Source organism: Streptomyces sp. RerS4, from assembly GCF_023515955.1.
Classification (GTDB): domain Bacteria; phylum Actinomycetota; class Actinomycetes; order Streptomycetales; family Streptomycetaceae; genus Streptomyces.
In genome coordinates, this window is record NZ_CP097322.1 from 4611466 (window position 1) to 4633700 (window position 22235).

24 protein-coding genes are annotated in these 22235 nt (G+C 71.5%); 11 read left to right on the forward strand and 13 right to left on the reverse strand.

All coding sequences use genetic code 11. The features are described from left to right. The first annotated feature begins 160 nt into the window (after positions 1 to 160). On the forward strand, positions 161 to 688 hold the full coding sequence (locus M4D82_RS21535; protein ID WP_249772025.1) for a DUF4245 domain-containing protein: 528 nt from the start codon (positions 161 to 163) through the stop codon (positions 686 to 688). Positions 689 to 757: 69 nt separating this feature from the next. Here the strand turns inward: M4D82_RS21535 and M4D82_RS21540 are convergent, their stop codons facing one another. The 4 genes from M4D82_RS21540 to M4D82_RS21555 all read right to left on the reverse strand — a co-directional run bounded on the left by M4D82_RS21540 (position 758) and on the right by M4D82_RS21555 (position 4496). After that, the gene (locus M4D82_RS21540; RefSeq protein WP_249767598.1) at positions 758 to 1348 is read right to left on the reverse strand and encodes a malonic semialdehyde reductase; all 591 of its coding nucleotides are present in this window, start codon (positions 1346 to 1348) and stop codon (positions 758 to 760) included. 100 nt (positions 1349 to 1448) lie between these two features. Further along, positions 1449 to 1688 (reverse strand): exodeoxyribonuclease VII small subunit, encoded by a 240-nt coding sequence (locus M4D82_RS21545; RefSeq protein ID WP_249767599.1) that lies wholly within the window; start codon positions 1686 to 1688, stop codon positions 1449 to 1451. A gap of 99 nt (positions 1689 to 1787) precedes the next feature. Next, entirely contained in the window at positions 1788 to 3026 is a 1239-nt protein-coding gene (xseA, locus tag M4D82_RS21550) for an exodeoxyribonuclease VII large subunit (protein ID WP_249767600.1), read from the reverse strand. A gap of 33 nt (positions 3027 to 3059) precedes the next feature. Next, a complete protein-coding gene (locus tag M4D82_RS21555; protein ID WP_249767601.1) occupies positions 3060 to 4496 on the reverse strand; it encodes an APC family permease in 1437 nt (478 codons plus the stop codon). 149 nt (positions 4497 to 4645) lie between these two features. On the opposite strand from M4D82_RS21555, the gene M4D82_RS21560 reads away from it, so the two are divergent. Together M4D82_RS21560 and ppgK are read left to right on the forward strand one after the other, a co-directional pair. Then, on the forward strand, positions 4646 to 5662 hold the full coding sequence (locus M4D82_RS21560) for a 4-hydroxy-3-methylbut-2-enyl diphosphate reductase (protein ID WP_249767602.1): 1017 nt from the start codon (positions 4646 to 4648) through the stop codon (positions 5660 to 5662). Positions 5663 to 5755: 93 nt separating this feature from the next. Beyond that, positions 5756 to 6499, forward strand: a complete 744-nt coding sequence (ppgK, locus tag M4D82_RS21565; protein WP_249767603.1) for a polyphosphate--glucose phosphotransferase — start codon at positions 5756 to 5758, stop codon at positions 6497 to 6499. A gap of 13 nt (positions 6500 to 6512) precedes the next feature. On the opposite strand, the gene M4D82_RS21570 is transcribed toward ppgK, so the two are convergent. Further along, positions 6513 to 6983, reverse strand: a complete 471-nt coding sequence (locus M4D82_RS21570; protein ID WP_349637083.1) for a DUF6542 domain-containing protein — start codon at positions 6981 to 6983, stop codon at positions 6513 to 6515. A gap of 150 nt (positions 6984 to 7133) precedes the next feature. Here M4D82_RS21570 and ychF point away from each other — a divergent pair, with 150 nt between their 5' ends. Then, entirely contained in the window at positions 7134 to 8222 is a 1089-nt protein-coding gene (gene ychF, locus M4D82_RS21575) for a redox-regulated ATPase YchF (protein ID WP_249767604.1), read from the forward strand. A 93-nt stretch (positions 8223 to 8315) separates the two neighbouring features. Here ychF and M4D82_RS21580 read toward each other — a convergent pair whose 3' ends face one another. The 4 genes from M4D82_RS21580 to M4D82_RS21600 all read right to left on the reverse strand — a co-directional run bounded on the left by M4D82_RS21580 (position 8316) and on the right by M4D82_RS21600 (position 11357). Next, positions 8316 to 8897 (reverse strand): Uma2 family endonuclease, encoded by a 582-nt coding sequence (locus M4D82_RS21580; RefSeq protein WP_249767605.1) that lies wholly within the window; start codon positions 8895 to 8897, stop codon positions 8316 to 8318. A gap of 584 nt (positions 8898 to 9481) precedes the next feature. Further along, on the reverse strand, positions 9482 to 9745 hold the full coding sequence (locus M4D82_RS21590; protein WP_249767606.1) for a type II toxin-antitoxin system RelE family toxin: 264 nt from the start codon (positions 9743 to 9745) through the stop codon (positions 9482 to 9484). Continuing rightward, positions 9738 to 9995 carry a type II toxin-antitoxin system Phd/YefM family antitoxin gene (locus tag M4D82_RS21595; protein WP_249772027.1) on the reverse strand — a complete coding sequence of 86 codons (258 nt, stop codon included), beginning with the start codon at positions 9993 to 9995 and terminating at the stop codon, positions 9738 to 9740. The genes M4D82_RS21590 and M4D82_RS21595 overlap by 8 nt, the downstream gene beginning before the upstream one ends. A 192-nt stretch (positions 9996 to 10187) precedes the next feature. Beyond that, a complete protein-coding gene (locus tag M4D82_RS21600) occupies positions 10188 to 11357 on the reverse strand; it encodes a hypothetical protein (protein ID WP_249767607.1) in 1170 nt (389 codons plus the stop codon). 130 nt (positions 11358 to 11487) lie between these two features. Between M4D82_RS21600 and M4D82_RS21605 the strand changes: the two genes are divergently transcribed. Together M4D82_RS21605 and M4D82_RS21610 are read left to right on the forward strand one after the other, a co-directional pair. Further along, a complete protein-coding gene (locus tag M4D82_RS21605) occupies positions 11488 to 11979 on the forward strand; it encodes a cupin domain-containing protein (RefSeq protein WP_249767608.1) in 492 nt (163 codons plus the stop codon). Between the two features lie 62 nt (positions 11980 to 12041). Continuing rightward, positions 12042 to 12407 carry a hypothetical protein gene (locus M4D82_RS21610; protein WP_249767609.1) on the forward strand — a complete coding sequence of 122 codons (366 nt, stop codon included), beginning with the start codon at positions 12042 to 12044 and terminating at the stop codon, positions 12405 to 12407. Between the two features lie 3 nt (positions 12408 to 12410). Here M4D82_RS21610 and M4D82_RS21615 read toward each other — a convergent pair whose 3' ends face one another. Next, the gene (locus M4D82_RS21615; protein ID WP_249767610.1) at positions 12411 to 13412 is read right to left on the reverse strand and encodes an SMP-30/gluconolactonase/LRE family protein; all 1002 of its coding nucleotides are present in this window, start codon (positions 13410 to 13412) and stop codon (positions 12411 to 12413) included. A 75-nt stretch (positions 13413 to 13487) separates the two neighbouring features. Here M4D82_RS21615 and M4D82_RS21620 point away from each other — a divergent pair, with 75 nt between their 5' ends. The 4 genes from M4D82_RS21620 (at position 13488) to M4D82_RS21635 (ending at position 17249) form a co-directional block, all read left to right on the forward strand. Beyond that, the gene (locus M4D82_RS21620; protein WP_249767611.1) at positions 13488 to 13925 is read left to right on the forward strand and encodes a MarR family winged helix-turn-helix transcriptional regulator; all 438 of its coding nucleotides are present in this window, start codon (positions 13488 to 13490) and stop codon (positions 13923 to 13925) included. A gap of 136 nt (positions 13926 to 14061) precedes the next feature. Next, positions 14062 to 15195, forward strand: coding sequence for an alpha/beta hydrolase (locus M4D82_RS21625; protein WP_249767612.1), 1134 nt, complete (start codon positions 14062 to 14064; stop codon positions 15193 to 15195). A 189-nt stretch (positions 15196 to 15384) separates the two neighbouring features. Continuing rightward, complete coding sequence (locus tag M4D82_RS21630) at positions 15385 to 16464, forward strand: alpha/beta hydrolase (protein ID WP_249767613.1); 1080 nt, start codon at positions 15385 to 15387, stop codon at positions 16462 to 16464. Further along, a complete protein-coding gene (locus tag M4D82_RS21635; protein WP_249767614.1) occupies positions 16461 to 17249 on the forward strand; it encodes a trypsin-like serine peptidase in 789 nt (262 codons plus the stop codon). The genes M4D82_RS21630 and M4D82_RS21635 overlap by 4 nt, the downstream gene beginning before the upstream one ends. Before the next feature lie 42 nt (positions 17250 to 17291). On the opposite strand, the gene M4D82_RS21640 is transcribed toward M4D82_RS21635, so the two are convergent. From M4D82_RS21640 to M4D82_RS21650, 3 genes are all read right to left on the reverse strand, one after another. Continuing rightward, complete coding sequence (locus M4D82_RS21640; RefSeq protein WP_249767615.1) at positions 17292 to 18221, reverse strand: EamA family transporter; 930 nt, start codon at positions 18219 to 18221, stop codon at positions 17292 to 17294. Between the two features lie 3 nt (positions 18222 to 18224). After that, positions 18225 to 19043 carry an isocitrate lyase/PEP mutase family protein gene (locus M4D82_RS21645; protein ID WP_249767616.1) on the reverse strand — a complete coding sequence of 273 codons (819 nt, stop codon included), beginning with the start codon at positions 19041 to 19043 and terminating at the stop codon, positions 18225 to 18227. A gap of 82 nt (positions 19044 to 19125) precedes the next feature. Beyond that, positions 19126 to 20244 carry a threonine synthase gene (locus tag M4D82_RS21650; RefSeq protein WP_249767617.1) on the reverse strand — a complete coding sequence of 373 codons (1119 nt, stop codon included), beginning with the start codon at positions 20242 to 20244 and terminating at the stop codon, positions 19126 to 19128. A 208-nt stretch (positions 20245 to 20452) separates the two neighbouring features. Between M4D82_RS21650 and M4D82_RS21655 the strand changes: the two genes are divergently transcribed. Beyond that, the gene (locus M4D82_RS21655; protein WP_249767618.1) at positions 20453 to 22030 is read left to right on the forward strand and encodes a S8 family peptidase; all 1578 of its coding nucleotides are present in this window, start codon (positions 20453 to 20455) and stop codon (positions 22028 to 22030) included. Positions 22031 to 22235: the final 205 nt, after the last annotated feature.

A 22235-nucleotide genomic window follows, 5' to 3' on the forward strand; every position in this document is an offset into this window, starting at 1 on the left:
GCAGGGCGGGTCACGTATGAGCGGAATATCGGTTGTTCCGTTGGCCTGAGCGGACATCTTGCGCCGCGCCCGGCCCGTATGGCTCCCGCGCCGCGCCCGCCACGCCGGACCCCGTCGGTGATCGCCCGCGGCGATGCGGGACGATGGGGGCGTGGCAGGTATGAAAGGCAAGCAGACGGTCTGGGACATGGTCCGCTCGTTGGCGGTGATCGGTGTCGTCGTGGCGGGGATCTACCTCTTCATCCCGCACGACGAAGACGCCGACCCGACGCGCACGGTCGACTACCGGGTCGAGACCCTGACGGCACGACGCGCGGCCCCGTACCCGGTGGCGGTCCCCATGGGGCTGCCCCAGGAGTGGCGGGCGACGTCGGTGACCTACGAACGCAAGAACGCGAACTCCTGGCACCTGGGCTTCCAGGATCCGGACAGGGAGTACGTGGCGGTGGAGCAGTCCACCGACACCTCGGAGAAGTACATCGGCCGGGTCACCCAGAAGGCGACGGCCACCGGGCAGACCGAGCGGATCGGCGACCGGGCGTGGGAGCGCTGGGACGGCGAGAAGTACGACGCGCTGGTCCGCCAGGAGCAGGGCTACGTGACCGTGGTGACGGGCACGGCCTCCTTCGAGCAGCTGACGAAGATGGCGGCGGCGCTGGAGTTCAAGCAGGGCGCGCAGACGCCGTAGGCACGCGAGAGAGGCCGCCCGCCCCGGGGTTCCGGGGCGGGCGGCCTCTCTCGCGTTCACGCGGGGAGATCAGACCGTCGTGACGACCTGGTCGAACTCCAGGCGCGGGGAGCGCGGGAACCAGGCGTTCTCGCCCGGCTTGCCGATGTTGACGACCATCAGCGGGGTGTGGTCGGCGTCCAGGAACTCCTTCTGCACGCCGGCGAAGTCCAGGCCGGTCATCGGGCCGGCGGCCAGGCCGGCGGCGCGGACGCCGACGATGAAGTACGCGGCCTGGAGGGCGGCGTTGACCAGCGCGGAGTGCTCGCGGACCGGGCGCTCGGCGAAGAACGCGTCCTTGGCCTGCGGGAAGTGCGGCAGCAGGGCGGGGAGCTCCTCGTGGAACTCGTTGTCCGCGGAGAGGATCGCGACCAGCGGTGCGGCGGCGGTCTTGGCCTGGTTGCCCTCGGCCATGTGCTTCACGAGGCGCTCGCGGGCCTCGGGGGAGCGGACGAGGGTGATGCGCAGCGGGGTCTGGTTGAAGGCGGTGGGGCCGAACTTCACCAGGTCGTAGATGGCCTGGACCTGCTCGTCGGTCACCGGCTCGTCGGAGAACGAGTTGGCGGTGCGGGCCTCGCGGAAGAGCAGGTCCTGGGCGGCGGCGTCGAGAACGAGAGACATCGAAAAGCCTTCTTCTGTACGGAGGTGAAGCGCGATGTCCTGAACTCTACGGCGAAAGTAGATGAAATTTCAACTAAAATGGGGTGGGAGGTGGCCTGAATCACTCCTCGCGGCCGGCCGAATCCCCTTCGGTGGCCGCCTCGCGGGCCGCCAGGGCCGAGTCCAGGCGCGCCCGCGCCCCCTCCAACCAGTGCCGGCACACCTGCGCCAGCTCCTCGCCGCGCTCCCAGAGGGCGAGTGACTCCTCCAGGGAGGTGCCGCCGGCCTCCAGCTTGCGGACGACCTCGATGAGTTCGTCGCGAGCCTGCTCGTATCCCAGCGCCGTATCGGTTTCAGCCATTCCCGTATCCGCTCCATCGATCGTGGGTGTGTGTTGCGTGGAACGCGTCGAACGCGTCGAACGCATCGAGATTGTTGCCGCCGCGCTTCGACATCGGCGTCACTCCGTCGTGGCGTCGGGCTCCGCGACCGCGTCCGCGACCGTGACCGCGAACTCGCCCGCCGCGACCCGGGCCCGCAGCGGGTCGCCCGCCACCACCTCGTCCGGCCCCCGCACCACGTGACCGTCCGCCCGCTGGAGCACCGCGTACCCGCGCTCCAGGGTGGCGGCCGGCGACAGGGCCACGACCCGCGCGAGGGTGTGCTCCAGCTCGGAATCGGCCCGGTCCAGGAGGTGCCCGAGGGTGCGCCGGGTGCGGCCGAGCAGGGCCTCCAGCTCCGCCTCCCGGGTCTCGACCATCCGCTGCGGGTGCACGAACACCGGCCGGGCGAGCGCGTGCGCCAAGCCCCGTTCCTCCCGGTCGAGCAGTCCGCGCAGGGCGCGCAGCCCCCGGCCCTGGAGCTGGCGTACCCGCTCCAGCTCCTCCCCGACGTCCGGCACCACCTTCTTCGCCGCGTCCGTCGGGGTGGAGGCCCGGAGGTCGGCGACCAGGTCCAGCAGCGGGGAGTCCGGCTCGTGCCCGATCGCCGAGACCACGGGCGTACGGGCCTCCGCGACGGTGCGCACGACCCGTTCGTCGGAGAAGGGCAGCAGGTCCTCCACGCTGCCGCCGCCGCGCGCCACGATGATCACGTCCACGTCGGGCCGCGCGTCCAGCTCCTGCACGGCCTCGATCACCTGCGGCACCGCGTGCACGCCCTGCACGGCCACGTTGCGCACCTCGAAGCGGACCGCCGGCCAGCGCCGCCGGGCGTTCTCCAGTACGTCGCGCTCGGCCGCCGAGGCCCGGCCGACCACCAGCCCGATCAGCTGCGGCAGGAAGGGCAGCGGCTTCTTGCGGTCCAGGGCGAAGAGGCCCTCGGACGCCAGCGACCGCTTGAGCCGCTCCAGGCGGGCCAGCAGCTCCCCGATGCCGACCGGGCGGATCTCCGTCACCCGCAGGGACAGCTGCCCGCGCGGCGCGTACCACTCCGGCTTGGCCAGGACGACGACCCGCGCGCCCTCGCCGACCACGTCCGCGACCTCCTCGAAGACCTGGCGGAAGCAGGTGACGCTGACGGAGATGTCGTGCGACGGGTCGCGCAGCGTCAGGAAGACCACCCCCGCCCCCGGCCGCCGGTTGAGCTGGGTGATCTGCCCCTCCACCCAGACCTGGCCGAGCCGGTCGATCCAGCCGCCGATCAGCCGGGACACCTGACCGACCGGGAGCGGCGCGTCCGCCGACGTATTCAGAGCCATGGAGGCAGGCTAACGGGCTGCGCTGACAGCGTCTCAGGCGGCGGGGCCGCCGCCGGCTGGGCCGCCTGCCGGGCTGCCGTCCGGGTCCCCGGCCAGGTCCCCGGCCGGGCCGCCCTGCGGTCTCGGCCGGCCGCGCTGCGCGAACAGCACCGCCAGGCCCACCGCCAGCCACACCGCCCCCACCAGTTGCGCCGTCGGGGAGGCCTCGACGATCACCGCGAGCGTCACGGCCGCGCCCAGCACCGGGACCACCAGGTGCCGCCACCACACCGGAGCGCCCCCACTCCGCTTGACCACGAACCAGCCGACCACCGAGGCGTGCAGCAGCGTGAAGGCCACCAGCGCCCCGATGTCCACCACCGAGACCAGGTGGTCGAGCCCGTCGTCGCGCCGCGCCGCCCACACCGCCGCCACCAGCGTCACCGTCGCCGCCACCAACAGCGCCGCCCGGGGCGTGCCGTGCGAGGTACGGGCCAACGCGCCCGGCAGCCGCCGCTCCCGGGCCATCGCGAACAGCAGCCGCCCGGCCGCCGCCTGCCCGGCCAGCGCCGCGAACGCCGCCCCCACCGCCTTGCTCACCGCCACCAGGTCGTGCAGCCACGTCCCGACCGACGCCTCGACGGAGTCGTAGAAGGCCGGCCCCTGCTTCGCCGGATCGGCCGCCAGCTCCGCCGAGGAGAGCGGGGTCAGCAGCGCCGCCAGGTAGGTCTGCGCGATGAACAGCACCCCCGTCAGGGCGAGGCAGAACAGCACCGCCCGCGCCACGCGCGCGCTGCCCCCGGTGACCTCCTCCGCGAAGGAGGCGATGGCGTCGAAGCCCAGGTACGACAGAACCGCCACCGACACCGCCCCCAGCACCGCCGCCACGCTGAACCCCAGCGAGCCGTCCCCGGTCAGCGGCGACAGCCACCCCCGCCGGGCCCCGTCCTGGACCAGCACCGTCACCGCCGCCACCAGGAACACCACCAGCACCACGAGCTCCATGGCCAGCACCGCGAAGCCCACCCGCGCGGCCGCCCGTACGCCCCACAGGTTCAGCGCGGTGGTGACCACCACGGCCAGCGCCGTCCACACCCACCGCGAGATCCCCGGCACCAGCGCGTGCATCGCGATCCCGGAGAACAGGTACGCCACCGCCGGGATCAGCAGGTAGTCCAGCATCGCCATCCACCCCGCGATCAGCCCCGGCCCCTCGCCGAGCCCCTTGCGGGCGTAGGTGAAGACCGAGCCGGCCTGCGGCGCCACCCGCACCATCTGCGCGTAGGAGAAGGCGGTGAAGGCCATCGCCACGGTCGCGACGAGGTAGACGAGGGCGACGGCCCCGTGCGACTTGGCGTCGAGCGTGCCGAAGACCCCGACCGGGGCCATGGGGGCGATGAAGAGCAGTCCGTAGACGACCAGGTCCCGGAAGCCGAGACTCCGCCGGAGCGCCGCGGGGGCGGGCGTACGGGAATCCGTAGCGGATGCCATCGTTCCTCCGGGGGATATCCGATACGGACGTTCGGTCGAGTTCTGCGGGTTCGTGGCCGGTTCCGGGCGGGTTCCGGGCCGGTTCCCGTCGGGTTCCTGCAAGTCTCCGCCGGACGGGGGACGTCCGGCCTGCTGGAGGCCCCCGTACGATGGAGCGTATGACTGCTCCCGCCCCCGCTTCCGCATCCCGCCGCGTCCTGCTCGCCGCCCCGCGCGGCTACTGCGCGGGCGTGGACCGAGCCGTGATCGCTGTCGAGAAGGCCCTGGAGCAGTACGGTGCTCCGGTCTACGTCCGACACGAGATCGTGCACAACAAGTACGTCGTCCAGACGCTGGAGAAGAAGGGCGCGATCTTCGTCGAGCGGACGGAGGAGGTCCCGCCCGGCAACATCGTGATGTTCTCCGCGCACGGCGTCGCGCCGGTGGTGCACGAGGAGGCGGCGCGCGGCCGGCTCGCGACGATCGACGCGACCTGCCCGCTGGTCACCAAGGTCCACAAGGAAGCCATCCGCTACGCGAACGACGACTTCGACATCCTCCTCATCGGCCACGAGGGCCACGAGGAGGTCATCGGCACCTCCGGCGAGGCCCCGGACCACATCACCATCGTCGACGGCCCGCACGACGTGGAGAAGGTCACCGTCCGCGACGAGTCCAAGGTCGTCTGGCTCTCGCAGACCACCCTGTCGGTCGACGAGACGATGGAGACGGTCGACGCGCTGAAGACCAAGTTCCCGCTGCTCGTCTCCCCGCCGAGCGACGACATCTGCTACGCCACCTCCAACCGGCAGGCGGCGGTCAAGGTCATGGGCGCCGACTCCGACCTGGTCATCGTCGTCGGCTCGAAGAACTCCTCGAACTCCATCCGCCTCGTCGAGGTCGCCCTCGACGCCGGCGCCCGCGCCGCCCACCTGGTCGACTTCGCGAGCGAGATCGACGAGGCCTGGCTGGAGGGCGTCACCACCGTCGGCCTGACCTCGGGCGCCTCCGTGCCGGAGGTCCTGGTCGAAGAGGTGCTGGAGTGGCTGGCTCAGCGCGGATACGCGGACGTGGAGATCGTCAAGACCGCCGAGGAGTCGATCACCTTCTCGCTGCCGAAGGAACTGCGCCGCGACCTGCGCGCGGAGGCGGCGGACCTGGTCGCCGAGGGCACCGAAGGCGCGTAAGGCTCCGGAAAGCCCCCGGAAAGCCCCCGGAAAGCCTCCGGGAAGCAGCGCCTACGAGTAGCTCCGGGCGTGGCTCGTTCGTACGGTGAGTCCATGCAGATCTTCGGTGTGGACATCGGTGGTTCCGGCATCAAGGGCGCTCCCGTGGACTTGGAACGCGGTGAGCTGGCGCGGGAGCGCCACAAGGTACTGACTCCGCGGCCGGCCACCCCCGACGGGGTGGCCGGCCGCGTTGCCGAGGTGGTCGGCGCCTTCGACTGGAGCGGCCCGGTCGGCGTCACCTTCCCGGGCGTGGTCACCAATGGCATCACCCGCACGGCAGCCAACGTCGACCAGGGCTGGATCGGCCTGGACGCCGCCGCCCTGCTCTCCTCCCGGCTCGACGGCCGCCCGGTGACGGTCCTCAACGACGCCGACGCGGCCGGCGTGGCCGAGGTGACCCATGGCGCGGGGCGCGGCGTCGCGGGCACGGTGCTGCTGCTGACCCTGGGCACCGGCATCGGCAGCGCCCTCTTCCGCGACGGCGTACTGGTACCGAACACCGAGCTGGGGCACCTGGAGCTGAAGGGCCACGACGCGGAGACGCGGGCGTCGGTGAAGGCCAAGGAGGACGGCGACCTCAGTTGGGAGCGCTGGGCGCACCGCCTCGGCAGGTACCTGGCGCATGTGGAGATGCTGTTCTCGCCGGACCTCTTCATCATCGGCGGCGGGGTGAGCCGCAAGCCGGAGAAGTTCCTGCCGCTGGTCGAGGACGCCGTCCGGGCCCGCATCGTCCCGGCGGAGCTCCAGAACGACGCGGGCATCGTGGGCGCCGCGATGGCGGCGGCGGCTGCCTGAGGTTCTTCAAGCCCTACGCGGTACGGCTGCGCCGGGCCGCGGCGGCGGCCCGCCTGCGGCCGCTCAGCGCGGCCCGGCGCACCAGCGCGATCAGGGCAGCGACGAGGGTGCCCGCGTAGAGCCAGCCGGCGTGCAGGGACAGCGCGGACACCACGCCCATCAGCTCCCCGCCGAAGCCGCCGGAGCCGCCGGAGACGGGCCACACCCCGGCGGCGAAGGCGATCGGCACGGAGACGGGCGCGGTGATCAGGTCGGCGGGCCTGACCCAGACGGCGTTCGCGGCGGCCACGGGCAGGAACAGCAGCCCGTACACGAAGAGCGAGGAGTCGAAGAGCAGCCGGCAGATCCCGGCGACCAGCAGCATCGCGAGGCACGCGAAGAGCCCGCCGCCGAGCCCGGTCAGCAGGGGCCGCGGCAGCCGGCGGGCCGGCCCGCCGGCCGGGGGACGGGGTCGTCGCGCCTGAGGGTGAGGTACCGAACGCATCCTGTATTGCTCCACCCCACCAAATTAGGCGGGACGGCCGTCGGATCCGGGCCTGGACACGCGTACATCCACCGCCACTCATCGGAAAGTAAACTGTCCGGTGGCCCACCTCCGGGCCGCCGCCCCCTCCAGCTACGGGAAGTCGCCAACGTGTCGCTCACGATCGGAATCGTCGGCCTGCCGAATGTCGGCAAGTCGACCCTGTTCAACGCCCTGACCAAGAACGACGTGCTGGCGGCCAACTACCCGTTCGCCACCATCGAGCCGAACGTCGGCGTCGTCGGCGTCCCGGACCCGCGTCTGGCCGTCCTCGCCGGCATCTTCGGCTCGCAGAGGATCCTCCCGGCGACGGTCGACTTCGTCGACATCGCGGGCATCGTGCGCGGCGCCTCCGAGGGCGAGGGCCTCGGCAACAAGTTCCTCGCGAACATCCGCGAGTCGGACGCGATCTGCCAGGTCATCCGTGCCTTCAAGGACGAGAACGTCGTGCACGTCGACGGCAAGGTCTCGCCGAAGGACGACATCGAGACGATCAACACCGAGCTGATCCTCGCCGACCTCCAGTCCATCGAGAAGGCCGAGCCGCGCCTGACGAAGGAATCCCGCCTCCAGAAGGAGAAGGTCGCGGTCCTCGCGGCCGTCGTCGAGGCCAAGAAGATCCTCGAAGCGGGCGACACCCTCTTCTCCAAGGGCATCACCAAGGGCACCGAGCAGGGCGACCTCCTGCACGAGCTGCACCTGCTCACCACGAAGCCGTTCCTCTACGTCTTCAACGTGGACGAGGACGAGCTGACGGACGAGGCCTTCAAGGCGGAGCAGTCCGCCCTGGTCGCCCCGGCGGAGGCCATCTTCCTGAACGCGAAGCTGGAGGCGGACCTCGCGGAGCTGGACGACGAGGAAGCCCTGGAGCTCCTCCAGTCCGTCGGCCAGGACGAGCCCGGCCTCGCCACCCTCGGCCGCGTCGGCTTCGAGACCCTGGGCCTCCAGACGTACCTGACGGCCGGCCCGAAGGAAACCCGCGCCTGGACGATCAAGCAGGGCGCCACCGCCCCGGAGGCGGCCGGCGTCATCCACACCGACTTCCAGCGCGGCTTCATCAAGGCCGAGGTCATCTCCTTCGCCGACCTCGTCGCCTGCGGCTCGGTAACCGAAGCCCGCGCCAAGGGCAAGGCCCGCATGGAAGGCAAGGACTACGTCATGCAGGACGGCGACGTGGTGGAGTTCCGCTTCAACGTGTAGTCATCTCGTCACAGCATGTCTCGTCAAACGTGCAGGCCAGAAGGGGTCGGACTCTGTCGAGTCCGACCCCTTCTGCATTCCCGTGCTGACTTTTCAGCTGCTGCGGGGCGGCGTGAGCTTGTCGAGGTCCAGGCTGACCTCGAAGGGCACCGGGCGCTGGAGCGTGCCCCGGAAGATCCCGGCGGGAGCGTAGGCGCCGGTGGGTTCGTCGAGCTCGTAGACGTGGACGACGGGTGCCCCGTCCTCGTCCTCGATGCACCAGTAGTGCGGGATGCCGGCCTCCGCGTACTTGCGGAGCTTTACTGTGCGATCGCGATGTGCGGACTCGGGTGAGACCGCTTCTACGACGAGCTTCACGTCCTCCGGGGCGTACCAGGTGCGGTCGGGGTCATAGGGCAGGTTCGTCAGCAAGAGGTCCGGCTCGGGGCGGTTGCGGGCATCGAGGCGGATCGTCATCTCGCGCTCGACCTCGAAGCCAACCGGCGCCTGCGCCATGAGCGTGGTGGTCAGGGCGGTGACGAGGCGGCCATGCCAGGACCGCTGGGGCGACATCATGAAGACGAGGGCTCCGTCGATCAGCTCGGTGTGGCGGGGTGCCTCGGGGAGGCGGTCGAGGTCCTCCGCGAACCAGCCTTCCGCGCGGGGCGGGCGCATCCAGTCGGGCAGTGCGGTCATGGGACAACCCTAGCGATCGTGGCCGTCATGAGGGGTGGTTGTGTCGCTGATCCATAATCGGCGCACGGACGTCGTCGGGGTACTCGAAGCCGCCTCTTTGCTGGTGCCCGAGGATGTCGCCACGGACCGCGACATCCCCGTGTCCGACGGATGGACCGCGCCGGCAGGATTCTGGGAGGAGCTGGTGCGGGCGGCCGGGATGCTTGGGTTCGAACAGAGCCGGGAGTGTTGCGCGTGGCGGGGTGTCGAGACGCGCGTGGGGGTCATCCGCGCTGATCTCGCACTGTTCCCTGCCGGTGAGGCGCTCCGGCGTACCCCGCTCCCCGGATCCGGGGTCCTGCGGCCGATGTGGGACATCGGCAATCAGAGGGGGGACGGAGCGCCCGAACTGGACGTAGCCCGCGTATGGGTCGAGTTCGCTCCCGACCTGCCGCCAGGCGGGCGGGCTCCGGTGCGCCTCTCGCCGTTGAACCCGGCGCGGTGGAGCCACCTCGCCCCGGGCGATTGGATCACTCTGTACGAGTGTGCTGTGGCCGGCGGGATGGCGTCGATCCTCGAAGTCCGACCCCCCGGGTCACCTGGAGTCAGGTGTCGTAGATGGTGGAGTGATGCCCGACGTGCACGACCCACACCACCAACTCTCCGCTGTCGATCGCGTAGACGACGCGGTGGTCGCCGAACCGTAGCCGTCGGCGGTCTGGCTGGGACACGAGTGCGGTGGTGTTGAAGCCGAGCGGATCGCTCTCCAACTCGGTGAGCTTGGCCAGGATGCGCAGCGCCATGTCGCGAGGGACCTTCCGAAGTTCGGCCTGCGCCTCGGGGCGGAAGACGGTTCGGTACTCACTCACCGCGAGCCAGCGTCTCCCCCATGACGTCCTCGATCGGGATGCCGGGTGCGGGGTTGGCCATGCGCTCGTCGATGATCCGGTTGATCTCGCGCTCTTCCCACTCCTGGTACTTGCGCAGCACCTCGATGGAGACCACGGCGGCGACTTCCTTGCCTCGGCGCGTGATCACAGTGGGCACGTCGTCGCGGTCCGCACGCTCCACGACCTCCGCCAGGTGGGCGCGCACGTCGCGGACGGACTCTATGGGCAGCGGCTGCGTCGTGCGCTCAAGGGTACCGAGTGTCCCATGTGTACACAGTGTGTCCCGCGGCGGGCTCCGCTCGCCACCGTCGCGCGTGCTGGATGAAGCAGTAGCGTGCTGGATCGGTGCTGGGTGTTCCGCTTCAACGTCTGACCGTGCCGCAAGCGCACGCCAAGGGGCCGCCTCCTCCGGGAGCCGGCCCTATTTGGTAGGCCGTTCGAGCATCGGCTCGAAGGTGGATTCCTCCTCATCGGGAACGTGCGGGAGGAAGCCGTCGGGGACGGTGCGGGCCGCGGTGGTGAGCAGGCGGTCCAGGACTTCCCGGTCGGTGGCCGGGGGCAGTCGAAGGGCGGCGAGGAGGCGGTCGCGGACGGTGGGGTGGTCCGGGTGGGCGTCGAGGTAGTCGGAGTTGAGGGCCGGGGGACGGAAGCCGGCCAGGGCGTCGTGCCACGACGGCAGAACGATGGCGAGCGTCAGGGCCTCGGCGAGGGACTCTGCGATGAGGGATGCCCGGCCCTCGGAGTCGGTGTAGAGGACGGGGCGGGGGCCGTCGGGGGCGGCTGGGCCGCAGAGGTAGTGGGTGCCGCCCGCGTTGCAGCCGGCGACGGGCTCCACCGGGAGGCCGTTGGGTAGGGCGATCGGCTCGATCGGGTCGGTGCGGGCAAGGTCGAACTCGCCGTCGCAGGACAGGTAGGAGGCGACCTCGGGGTGCGCGGCGATTCTCTGGAGCAGTGCGCCGTCCGAGAGGGCGGCCGGGTTGAGGGCCACGGCGATCGCGGGGGTGAGGGGGTGTCCGGCGAGGACGTGGCGGACGGCGTCGAGGGGGACGGGGCGCTCGTAGTAGTCCTCGAAGTGAGCCCGGACGGCCTCGGGGGAGCGGTCGGTGAGGAGAGGGAAGAGGAAGCCGGAGCCGTCCGGGTCCTCGCTGCCCTCGGGGAAGGTGATGGTCGAGCCGGTGTGCCAGACGGTGTCGCCGGTCTCCCGCCACAGGCAGGCGGTGACCCGGGGGAGGTCGATGCCCGCGTCGTGGAAGGCGGGCTCGTACAGGAGCGGGCGCAGCGCCTCGGGCACGTCGTCGATGACACCGGGCCAGACCCGCTCGTCGTCCGTCGCGTACGGACTCATCTGCGACTCGTGGTCGAAGCCGCGTATGAGCACGCCGGCCGGGGTGAAGAGGACGGAGAAGTCGTCCCCGGAGCCGTTCTCCATCAGGGCCGCCTCCACCGAAGGGCCCCAGGCGGCGGCGAACGCGTACTGACAGAACCGCGGATCGTCGCTGATCGCCGCGTCCAGGACGGCCAGTGCGCGCAGATGGGCGCGGAGTCGGGCGGGTTCGGGGAGGAGGGCGGCGGTCTCGCGCACGGTGCTCATGGCGCCATGGAAGCAGCCGCCGGTGACAACCCGGTGCGGGATCAGGTGTCGTGGTGACATATCGGGGTGGTTCGGGGCCGGGGTTGCGGGCTTGGGGGTGATCATGAGCCGTCGAAGAAGGGGGAACACCATGTCGTACCCGGAGTATCCGGAGCGGGTTTACCACCGGGAGGAAGGCGAGGTCAGTGCCGTCTTCCGGACGGTGGACACGCCGCCCGAGTTCGGGGTGGCGGGTGGGGACGCGATCCACTACCTGGCCACCAAGGCCTCTACGCAGGGGGAGTTCGGGCTCTACCGGGTGGAGATGAGCGCGAAGGCCGGCGGGCCCAAGACGCACTTCCACAAGACGATCTCGGAGTCGTTCTTCGTGCTCGACGGCACGGTCCGGCTGTTCAACGGAGAGGGCTGGGTGGACGCGAAGAAGGGCGACTTCCTGTACGTGCCCCAGGGCGGGCTGCACGCCTTCCGCAACGACTCGGACGCGCCCGCCGAGATGCTGATGATCTTCGCACCGGGAGCGCCGCGCGAGGAGTACTTCGAGGGGCTGGCGGCCATGGCGGACGCGACGGACGAGGAGCGCGCGGAGTTCTTCGTGCGTCACGACTCCTACTTCGTGGAGTAGGCGGAGTAGGTGGAGTAGCGGGAGTCCAGGGGGGCTCCGGGGTGGGGGGTGAGGGTGGGAGGATGGATTATCAGGGGTTGGTCGAGGCGTTCATCGGGGTCGTCAACGAGGTGGACGACGAGCGGCGGCGGGTCGGGATCGAGGCCCTGTGCACCGAGGGGGTCGAGTACTGCGACCCCGACGTGCGGGTGCTCGGGCGGGAGGCGCTCGTCGGGCATCTGGCGCGGCTGCGGGCGAGCTTCCCGCCAGGGGTTTCGTTCTCCCTGACGGGGAAGGTCGACGGGCATCACGAGCAGGCGCGCTTCGCGTGGGCCTTCGGGGAGGAGGGGGCTCCGGTGCTCGAAGGGGTTGATGTCGCGTTGTTCGAGTGGGTCGAGGGGGGACGTGGGGGGTGGCGGATTCGGGGGGTCTACGCCTTCTCCGGGTGAGGGTCAGAGGCCGCGGACCGCTGCCACCGTGAACGTCGTCGGGGTGCCCGTCGACGGGGTCAGGGGGCCGCCCTCCTTGTCGAACTGGGAGCGCACCACCAGGGTGCGGCCCGGGGTGTGGGCCAGGGTGGTCGGGATCTGGAGCGCGGGATCCGTGACGGTGCGGATCAGGCGGGCGCGGGTGCCGTCCGGGGTGAGCTGCCAGCGGGTGAGGGTGTTCGGGACGTTGTGGGCCACCCGCAGGACGCCGCCCGGGGCGAGGTCGAGGCCGTCGGCGGCCTTCAGGTCGCCGCCGGTCAGGTCCACGCGGCCGATCTCCCCGGTGCGCAGGTCGACGCGGTGCAGCTCGCCCGCCGTCATGTCGACCGTCAGCAGGTAGCGGCCCGCCGGGTCGGAGACGATGCCGTTCAGCGCGTAGCTGCCGGGGGGCGACGGGGTGAGGTGCCCGTTCAGGTCGTGGGCGACCGTCAGGGCGCCGGAGCCGGCCCGCACCTCGGCCGGGGTGACGCGGTAGATCACGCCGCGGACGCTGTCCGTCAGGTACGCGGTGCCGTCCGGGGTGAGCGTCAGGTCGTTGACGAAGCGGGGGCCGTCGCCCGCCACCTCGAAGTGGGCCAGGCGCGCGCCCGTCCGGGTGTCGTACACGGAGACCCCGGCGGTGGAGTCGGTGACCCACAGCCGCCCCCGCGCGGCGTCGACGCGCAGGCCGTTCGCCGTGTGGCGGCCGTCGCGGCCGGCCGGGAGGAAGACCTCGGCCGTACGGGCCCCCGGGCGGGCGCGGTAGACGGTGCCGTCCGCGTACGAGCCGACGTACACCGCGCCCGTGCGGGAGTCGGTGGCTATGCCCTCGGGGAAGACCTTCGGGCCGGGGAGAGTGAAGGCGGTGGAGACCCCCGGACGGGCGGTGGCCGTCGCCGGACCGGCGGCCGACATGAGTGCGGTGAGGGCGGTGACTGTGAGTGCGGTGAGGGGCTTCGACAGTTTCGACAGCTTTGACTGCGACATGTGTGTCCGTTTCGTTGGGTGTGTTCGAAGAGTAGTTAGAGCCCTAATGATTGGCAAGGGTCGTAGGATTCCCCAATGACCTCCATGCCCCCCGAGGAGCGGATCGGCTCGCACGTCAAGCGCGCCGAGCAGGCGCTCCTCGCGGCGAAGTCCGCCGCGCTCAAGCCGGCCGCAGTAACGGTTCCCCAGTACGCCGCGCTGCTCTGGCTCGCCGAGAAGCCGGGGATTTCCGCCGCCGCCCTCTCCCGGCTCTGCGGGGTCACGCCGCCGACGATGAACACCGTGCTGAAGAACCTCCACGAGCGCGGGCTCATCGAACGCACCCCCCACGAATGGCACCGCAACGTGCTGGAGACGCGGCTCACCCCGCAGGGCCGCGCCGTGATGGAGCAGGCGGACGACTCCGCCGTACGGGTGGAACGGGCGCTCGCCGCCGCCTTCTCGGAGGAGGAACGGGAGCGGCTCATCGAGCTCCTGGGCCGGTGCTCGGACGTGCTCGACACGTTGAAGTGACCCGGACGACAGCCGAAGTTCCCCACACGTTTTTGCCGGGATGTGGAACTCCGCCGGGCGTTCGCACATCAGAACCTAGGGTTGTCCAGCCGCTCTGCCCCGCCCGGGGCAGCCATGACCGTTCGGAGCGAAGTTCGTGCACGAGTACCCGCAGCAGCAGCCGTCCGGCCACGAGCCCGGTCGCGGGAACGGGAAGTCCCGGCGCGCGATAGTCATCAGCGCGGGCCTCGCCTGCGCGCTGCTCCTGGCCGGCGGCGGCTTCGCCGCCTGGAAGTACGAGTGGTTCTCCGGCAACGCCGAGGCCACCACCGCAGGGGGCGAGAACCCGCAGGGGGTCACGGCCACCGAAGGCGCCGGCTCCGGCAAGAAGGGCGCCGCACCCTCGGCCTCCCCCAAGCCCACCGGCGACCCGGACGTGCTCCTGCCCTCCGGCCCGAAGTCCGACTTCAAGCAGACCGCCACGCTCGACGACGGCACCACCATCCGCAAGACCCGCCTGGCGGGCGCCAAGTCCGGCTTCGAGGGTGACGTCTGGGTCTGGACCCCCAAGGAGTACGACGACCCGAAGTACGCCAAGAGCGCCTTCCCGGTCCTCATCGCCCTGCCCGGCGGCAACGGCTTCCCGACCAACTACTGGGCCGACCGCAGCCTCGGCCTCCAGAAGGCCATCGCCGAGGGCGTCCAGGCGGGCACCAGCCTGCCCTTCGTCCTCGTCATGCCGGTGCTCAACCCGGACAACAAGTACTACTACGACGGCGCCGACATACCCGGCCAGGCCAAGATGGGCACCTGGATGGCCGAGGACGTGCCGAACTTCGCCCGCGCGAACTTCCGCACCTACAAGTCCCGCGAGGGCTGGGCCTTCATGGGCAACTCCTCCGGCGCCTTCGTCGGCCTCAAGCAGGTCATGGAGCACCCGGACCGCTTCAGGGCCGTGATCGCCAACGGCGGCGAGCTCGTCCCGGACTCCCCGCTGTGGAAGGGCCACCAGGCGGAGATGGACGCGAACAACCCCGAGAAGCTCGCGCAGAAGCTGATCGACACCAAGGGCCCCGAGGTCCACGTCGCCTTCCAGTACGGGACGAAGGAGGGCGGGCGCGCGCTGCTGGACAAGTTCCAGCAGCGGTTCGGCAAGGCCCCCGTCACGATCACGATCCACGAGATCAAGGGCGGCCAGCACAGCGGCTGGGACTACGTCCGGGGCATGAAGGAGAGCGGGCTCGCCGAGGTCAGCAAGGTCCTGAAGGGCCCCAAGCCCGAGGCCGGCTGAGCCCCGCGCTGACCCCCGCGGCGACGCGCACGCGCACGGGCGTCCCGTAGGTCACGTGGTACGCGCCACGTCGGCCCGGTCCCAGGCAACCCTTCCGGTCGTTCACTCCTCTGTCAGGGGTGTAAGGGGGGACCTATCGGTCCGACCCGCGTCCAACCAGGGCGCCGGAGAAGGAACGGGAACGAATCCGTGCAGTATGACCAGCAAGGCGACGGCGGCCCCATGACCAAGGCCCGCCGTCGCCCCAAGCGCCTGCGCCAGGTGCTGATCGTCGGCGGCCTCGCGGCCGTCATCGCCGCCGGGGGCGGCGGCGCGTACAAGGCCGGCCTGTTCTCCGACATAGGGGATCCGGTGTCCTTCGGGAAGATCCAGGAGTCGGCGGCGGCCGAGGAGATCCGGCCGGGGGTGCTGATGCCCACCGGACCCAAGGCCGAGTTCGAACGCACCGCCCGCCTGCCCGACGGCACGCAGATCGCCAAGACCACGCTGGTGGGGGCGAAGTCCGGCTTCACGGGTGACGTGTGGGTGTGGGTGCCGAAGGAGTACGACGAGCCGCGCTACGCCAAGAGCGCGTTCCCGGTGCTGATCTCCCTGCCCGGCGGCCGCGGCTACCCGACCAACTACTGGGGGACCGGTCCCGGCCTCGGCCTCCAGCAGGCCGTCGCGGACGGGGTGAAGGACGGCACGAGCCTGCCGTTCATCCTCGTCATGCCGGTGACCAACGCCGACACCAAGCACCACTTCGACGGCTCGGACATCCCCGGCGAGCCGAAGATGGGCACCTGGATGGCCGATGACGTCCCGGATTTCGCGAGGGCCAATTTCCGCACCTTCACCTCCCGCGACGGCTGGGCCTTCATGGGCTCCTCGGCGGGCGGTTTCAACGGCTTCAAGCAGGTCCTGAAGTACCCCGAGCGCTTCAAGGCGGTCATCGCCAGCGGCGTCGACATCGTCCCGGATTCCCCGCTGTGGAGGGGAAACCAGCAGGCCATGGACGAGAACAACCCGGAGAAGCTCGCCGAGAAACTGATCGCGGCCGGTGGTCCGGACGTGTACGTGAACTTCCAGATCGGCACCAAGGAGGGCGGCCGCGACCTCGCCGAGAAGTTCATGAAGGAGTACGGAAAGGGCCCGGTGCACACCTGGCTCCAGGTGATCCAGGATGGTGAGCACAACGGAAAGTCGTACGTACGCGGCATGAGGGAGGGCTCCCTGGCGTGGATCAGCAAGGTGATGCAGGGACCGACACCCGATCCCGCCGTGCGGTGAGCCCGGTGGTGAAGGGGGCCTCGGCCGCGGCCGCGGCGGGGATCGCGGCCGTGTGCGGGCTCGTGTTCCTCGAGGCGTCCGGCGAGCGGCCGGTGCACCCCTTCCCGACCGTGGGCGTGCTGATGGCGGGCGGCGAGCACTGGTGCACGGCGAGCGTGGTCGACAGCCCCCGGGGCAACGTCGTCGCGACCGCCGCGCACTGCGTGGCCCCGGCGGGCGAGGACGGGCAGCCCGGCGACGTCGCGCACGACGGCCTCGCCATCGGCGAGCTGTCCTTCGCCCCCGCCTTCTCCGGCGAGGGCTCCGGCAGCCGGCCGCTGGGCGTGTGGAAGGTCCGCTCGATCCATGTGGACGAGCGGTGGACGAAGTGGGGCGACGAGACCGCCGACTACGCCTTCCTCACCGTCGAGCCCGACGAGGACGGCCACAGCGTGCAGGAGCGCGTCGGTCGGGGCGAGGCACCCACCCCCGACTGGACCTCCGGCTACGAACGCGACGTCACCGTGGTGGGCTACCCCGAGTCCGAGCACAACCCGCAGAACAAGCCGGTGTCCTGCACCACCCAGACCCACCACGACGACGAGGACCCCGCCATGCTGTACATCAGCTGCGCGGGATTCTGGACGGGCACCAGCGGCAGCCCCTGGATCGCCGACCGGGGCGGCACGGGCAGGCCGGGCCACTTGATCGGCGTCCTGAGCGGCGGGGACACGGACGTGGACTCCACCGCCGCGCTCTACGACGAGCGGGCCAAGGCCCTCTACGAGCGCGCCGCGCGCGATTGAGCCCCCGGCTCTCCGGCCCCGATCCCGCCCGCCCCCGCCCCCCTACTTCCGCCGTTCGGTGCTGACGATCACCCCCACCGCCGCCACCACGATCCCGCCGCCGACCAGGATCGGCCAGGTCAGGGCCTCGTCGAGGATCAGCCACCCCAGGGCGACGGCGACCACCGGGTTGACGTAGGCGTACGTGGCCACCAGCGACAGCGGCGCCGACTGGAGCAGCCACGCGTACGCGGTGAAGCCCACCACGGAACCGACCAGCACCAGGTAGGCCAGCGCCACCCAGGAGGCGGTGGAGAAGGCTCCGACGTCCAGGCCCCGGTGCTCCCCGCGCAGCAGCCCGACGACGATCCCGGCGAGCCCACCCGCCAGCATCTGGTAGACGCTGCCGGTGAACGGATTGGCCGGCAGCGAGAGCTTCGAGCCCGAGAAGGAGCCCAGCGACCACAGCACGGAGGCCACCAGCACCAGCAGCACCCCCGACAGCCGCACCTCCCCGCTCAGCCCCGGACTCGTCAGCACCGCCAGCCCCACGAACCCCACGAGCACCCCGAACAGGGTCCAGGCGCGAGGACGGTCCCCGGTGCCCGCGCGCAGCAACACCACCCACATCGGCACCGCGGCCACCAGCAGCGCGGCCAGCCCGGACGGCACCGAGGTCTCGGCCAGGGCGACCAGGCCGTTGCCGCCGGGGATCAACAGCAGCCCGACCAGTACCGTCGAGCCGAGCTGCCGGCCGCTGACCCGCAGTGCGCCGGGCCCGTACCGCACGGCGACGACCGCGGCCAGGACGAGTCCGGCGGTGATGAACCGGGCGCCGGCCGACAGGAACGGCGGCATGGTCTCGACGACGATCCGGATGCCGAGGTACGTCGACCCCCAGACGACGTACACGAGGCCGAGGGCGGTCCACACCGCGCCGCCGGTGCGGCGCGGTGTGGACGTGGGCGCCGGCGCGGCCGTGGTTCTGTGCACCGCTCAGCCCTTGAGCAGGGAGTTCAGCTCGCCGTACGGGAGCGCGTCGGCGAGCGCCCCGTACGTGCCGCCGGCCAGCAGTTCCTCGGTGGCGCGGCGGACGAGTGCGTACGCGGCCTCCGCGATCCGGCCGCCGAGGCTGACCCGGGCCACGCCGAGGGCGGCGAACTCGGCGACGCTCGGGGCGCCGGGGGCGACGAGCACGTTCAGCGGGGCGTCGACGCCCTTGACCAGCTCGGCGACGACGGTCGGGTCGACGACGCCGGGCACGAAGATGCCGCTCGCCCCCGCCCGGAGGTAGGCGGCGGCGCGCGCGAGGGTCTCGTCGAGCCGCGCTTCCTCGGCGCCGAGGCCGAACAGGAACGTGTCGATGCGCGCGTTGATGTACAGCGGTACGCCGGCACGCTCGGCGGCGGCCCGCGCGGCCGCGAGGCGTTCGGCGAACTCGGCGGGGGCGCGGGTGGCGTCCTCGATGTTGATGCCGACCGCGCCGGCGGCCAGGACCCCGGTGACGGTCTCGCCGACCGCGTCGGCGTCGGCGCCGAAGCCGCCCTCGATGTCGGCGGTGACGGGGACGGACACGGCGTCGGCCACCCGGGTGATCAGGTCCAGGGCCCGGTCGCGGGCCAGGACGTCCCCGTCGGCCGCGCCCAGCGACCAGGCGACGCCGGCGCTGGTGGTGGCGACGGCGGGGGAACCGGCCGCCTCGACGATACGGGCGCTCGCGACGTCCCAGGCGTTCGCCAGGGCCAGGGGGGCTCCGGCGACGTGCAGGGCGGTGAAGGTCTCGGCGAGGGCGTTGAGGTCGCGTGTGGTGGTCATGGGGTCAGTTGAACAGATCGGGCCCGCCGGGTCCGGCGGATTTTCGACACCACACTCACCGGACCCACCCGTTCCACGGGTCCTACGGGGCCGCGGCCAGGCCCGACTTGGCGCCCGCCCCGCACAGGGGCAGGACGGCCGTACGCCCCTGGAGGGGGTCGTCGGGAGCGCCCGGGCCGACCGCCGCCCAGCAGGCGGCGGCCGTCGGCTCCACGAAGAGGCCGCGCCGGGCCAGGTCCCGCTGGGCGGCGCGCAGCCGATCGTCCGGGACGGTCAGGAAGGTGCCCCCGGACTTCCGCACCGCCGCCAGGACCTGGCGGGCGCGCGGCGGCGCCGGGATCGCGATGCCCTCCGCCAGGGTGGGCAGCTGCGCCACCGGCTCGGCGTCCTCGGCGCCCGCGGCGAAGGCCGCCGCCAGCGGGGCCACCGCCTCGGCCTGTACGGCGATCAGCGCGGGTGGCCGCACCCCGCGCCGGGCCAGCTCCTCCACCGCCAACGCGGCGCCCAGCAGCAGGGTGCCGTTGCCGACGGGCACCACCAGCGCCTCGGGCAGCCGGCCGCCGAGGGCCTCCCAGATCTCGTACGCGTACGTCTTCGTCCCGTGCAGGAAGTACGGGTTGTAGACGTGGCTGGCGTAGAAGACACCCGGGGCGTCCGCCGCCGCGCGGGCGGCGAGCGCGGTGGCCTCGCGCCCGCCCGGCACGATCCGTACGTCCGCCCCGTGGGCGCGGATCTGCTCGGTCTTCTTCTCCGAGGTGCCCTCGGGCACGAAAACTTCACAATTCAGCCCGGCCCGCGCGCAGTACGCCGCGACGGAGGTTCCCGCGTTGCCGCTGCTGTCCGCGATCACCCGCGCCGGGGCCAGCCGTCGGGCCACCTCCGCGAGCATCACGGCGCCCCGGTCCTTGAAGGAGAGGGTCGGCATCAGGAAGTCGAGCTTGGCGTGAATCCGATCCGTGAGCGGCACCAGCGGCGTGTACCCCTCCGCGAGCGAGACGGCGAAAGCCCCCGGCAGCGGCAGCGCGGCGGCGTAGCGCCACAGCGACGGGGGTCCGGACGTCGGATCCAGGGCGCCGGCCGGATCCGGTGTGAAGTCGAGGTCCCAGGGGCCGGCGCAGAGCGGGCAGCACCAGGGGGCCGTCCGCGCGTCCGCGCGCGTGCCGTCCTCGGGGCAGAGGTAACCGGGAAGTGCGTGCGTCATGTGCGGAGCGCCTCCGCTCTTTCATGGCCGTTGTATGGCACGGATGTTACGCGTCTGCAGTCCTCTTGTGGGACCGCGCGGGGGTGGGTCAACCTTTCGGAGGCGACGGCCCGTCGGGCTTGGTGGATTGTCATGGGCATGCCCATAAATCAATCCCGTGCGGGTCGTCGACCCCCCGCAGCGCACCACTATGAGGAGGAACCCTCGCATGTCCGTGATGCGTCACACCCGACGGATCGCCGGCGCCGGCGCGATAGCCGTCGTCGCCCTCGCGCTCGGCGCCGCCGGAGCGCTACCCGCCTCCGCGGCCGCCGCCGACAACAGCCCCTTGGGCGTCATCGAGAACGCGGGCGCCGCCGGCTCCGTTCCCGGGAGCTACATCGTCACGCTGGACGACTCCGCCGCCCGCTCCACCGCCGAGAGCGGCAAGGCCGTCGCCAAGCGGTACGGGGCGAAGATCGACCGGACCTACAGCGCCGCCCTCAACGGCTACTCCGTCGAGGTCTCCGAAGCGCAGGCCAGAAAACTCGCGGCCGACCCGGCCGTGAAATCGGTCGTGCAGAACCGTGTCTTCACCGTCGACGCCACCCAGCCCAATCCCCCGTCGTGGGGCCTGGACCGCATCGACCAGCGGGCGCTGCCGCTCAACCAGAGCTACACCTACCCGGACAAGGCCGGTGAGGGCGTCACCGCCTACGTCATCGACACCGGCGTACGGATCACCCACCAGGACTTCGGCGGCCGCGCCTCCTACGGCTACGACGCCATCGACAACGACAACACCGCCCAGGACGGCCACGGCCACGGCACGCACGTCGCGGGCACCGTCGGCGGCACCGCGCACGGCGTCGCGAAGAAGGCGAAGATCGTCGGCGTCCGGGTGCTCAACAACCAGGGCTCCGGGACCACCGCGCAGGTCGTCGCCGGCATCGACTGGGTGACCCGCAACGCGGTCAAGCCCGCCGTGGCCAACATGTCGCTCGGCGGCGGCGCCGACTCCGCGCTCGACACGGCCGTGCGCAACTCCGTCGCGTCCGGCATCACCTACGCCGTCGCGGCCGGCAACGAGTCCACCGACGCCTCCACCAAGTCCCCGGCCCGCGTGGCCGAGGCCATCACCGTCGGCTCGACCACCAACACCGACGCCAAGTCGAGCTTCTCCAACTACGGCTCGATCCTGGACATCTTCGCGCCGGGCTCCTCCATCACCTCCACGTGGGGCACCGGGGACACGGCCACCAACACCATCTCCGGTACGTCGATGGCCTCCCCGCACGTCGCGGGCGCGGCCGCCGTCTACCTCTCGCAGAACCCGGCGAGCACCCCGGCCCAGGTCTCCGCGGGCCTGGTCGCCGCCGCCACCCCGAACGTGGTCACCAGCCCCGGTACCGGCTCCCCGAACCGCCTGCTGAACGTGGGCGGCTCCACCACCCCGCCCGACCCGGGGACCCGGTTCGAGAACCTGAACGACTACGCGATCAACGACAACTCCACCGTCGAGTCGCCGATCACGGTCAGCGGGATCTCCGGCAACGCCCCCGCCACGCTGAGCGTGCCGGTCGACATCAAGCACACCTACGTCGGTGACCTGCGGGTCGACCTGGTCGCCCCCGACGGCTCGGTGTACAACCTGCGCAACCGCACCGGCGGCAGCGCGGACAACATCATCCAGACCTTCACCGTGAACGCCTCCTCCGAGGTCGCCAACGGCGTCTGGAAGCTGCGCGTCGCCGACCTCGCGGGCGCCGACGTGGGCAAGATCGACTCCTGGGCCCTGCAGTTCTGACGGTGCCGAGGCTTTGACGTCCGCCCAGGGCGACCGGGCGGCGGCGCGACCACAGGGCTGGACCGCGCGGTGAACGCGGGGGCGACCGAGTACTCGGTCGCCCCCGCTCTCGTATGCGTCGCATATGGGTGCGAGCCCTTGGTGGTAACGCACGGTAAGGGGTTTGAGTGACCTGCCTTCATCACTTCGGGTGAAACTCTGGCCC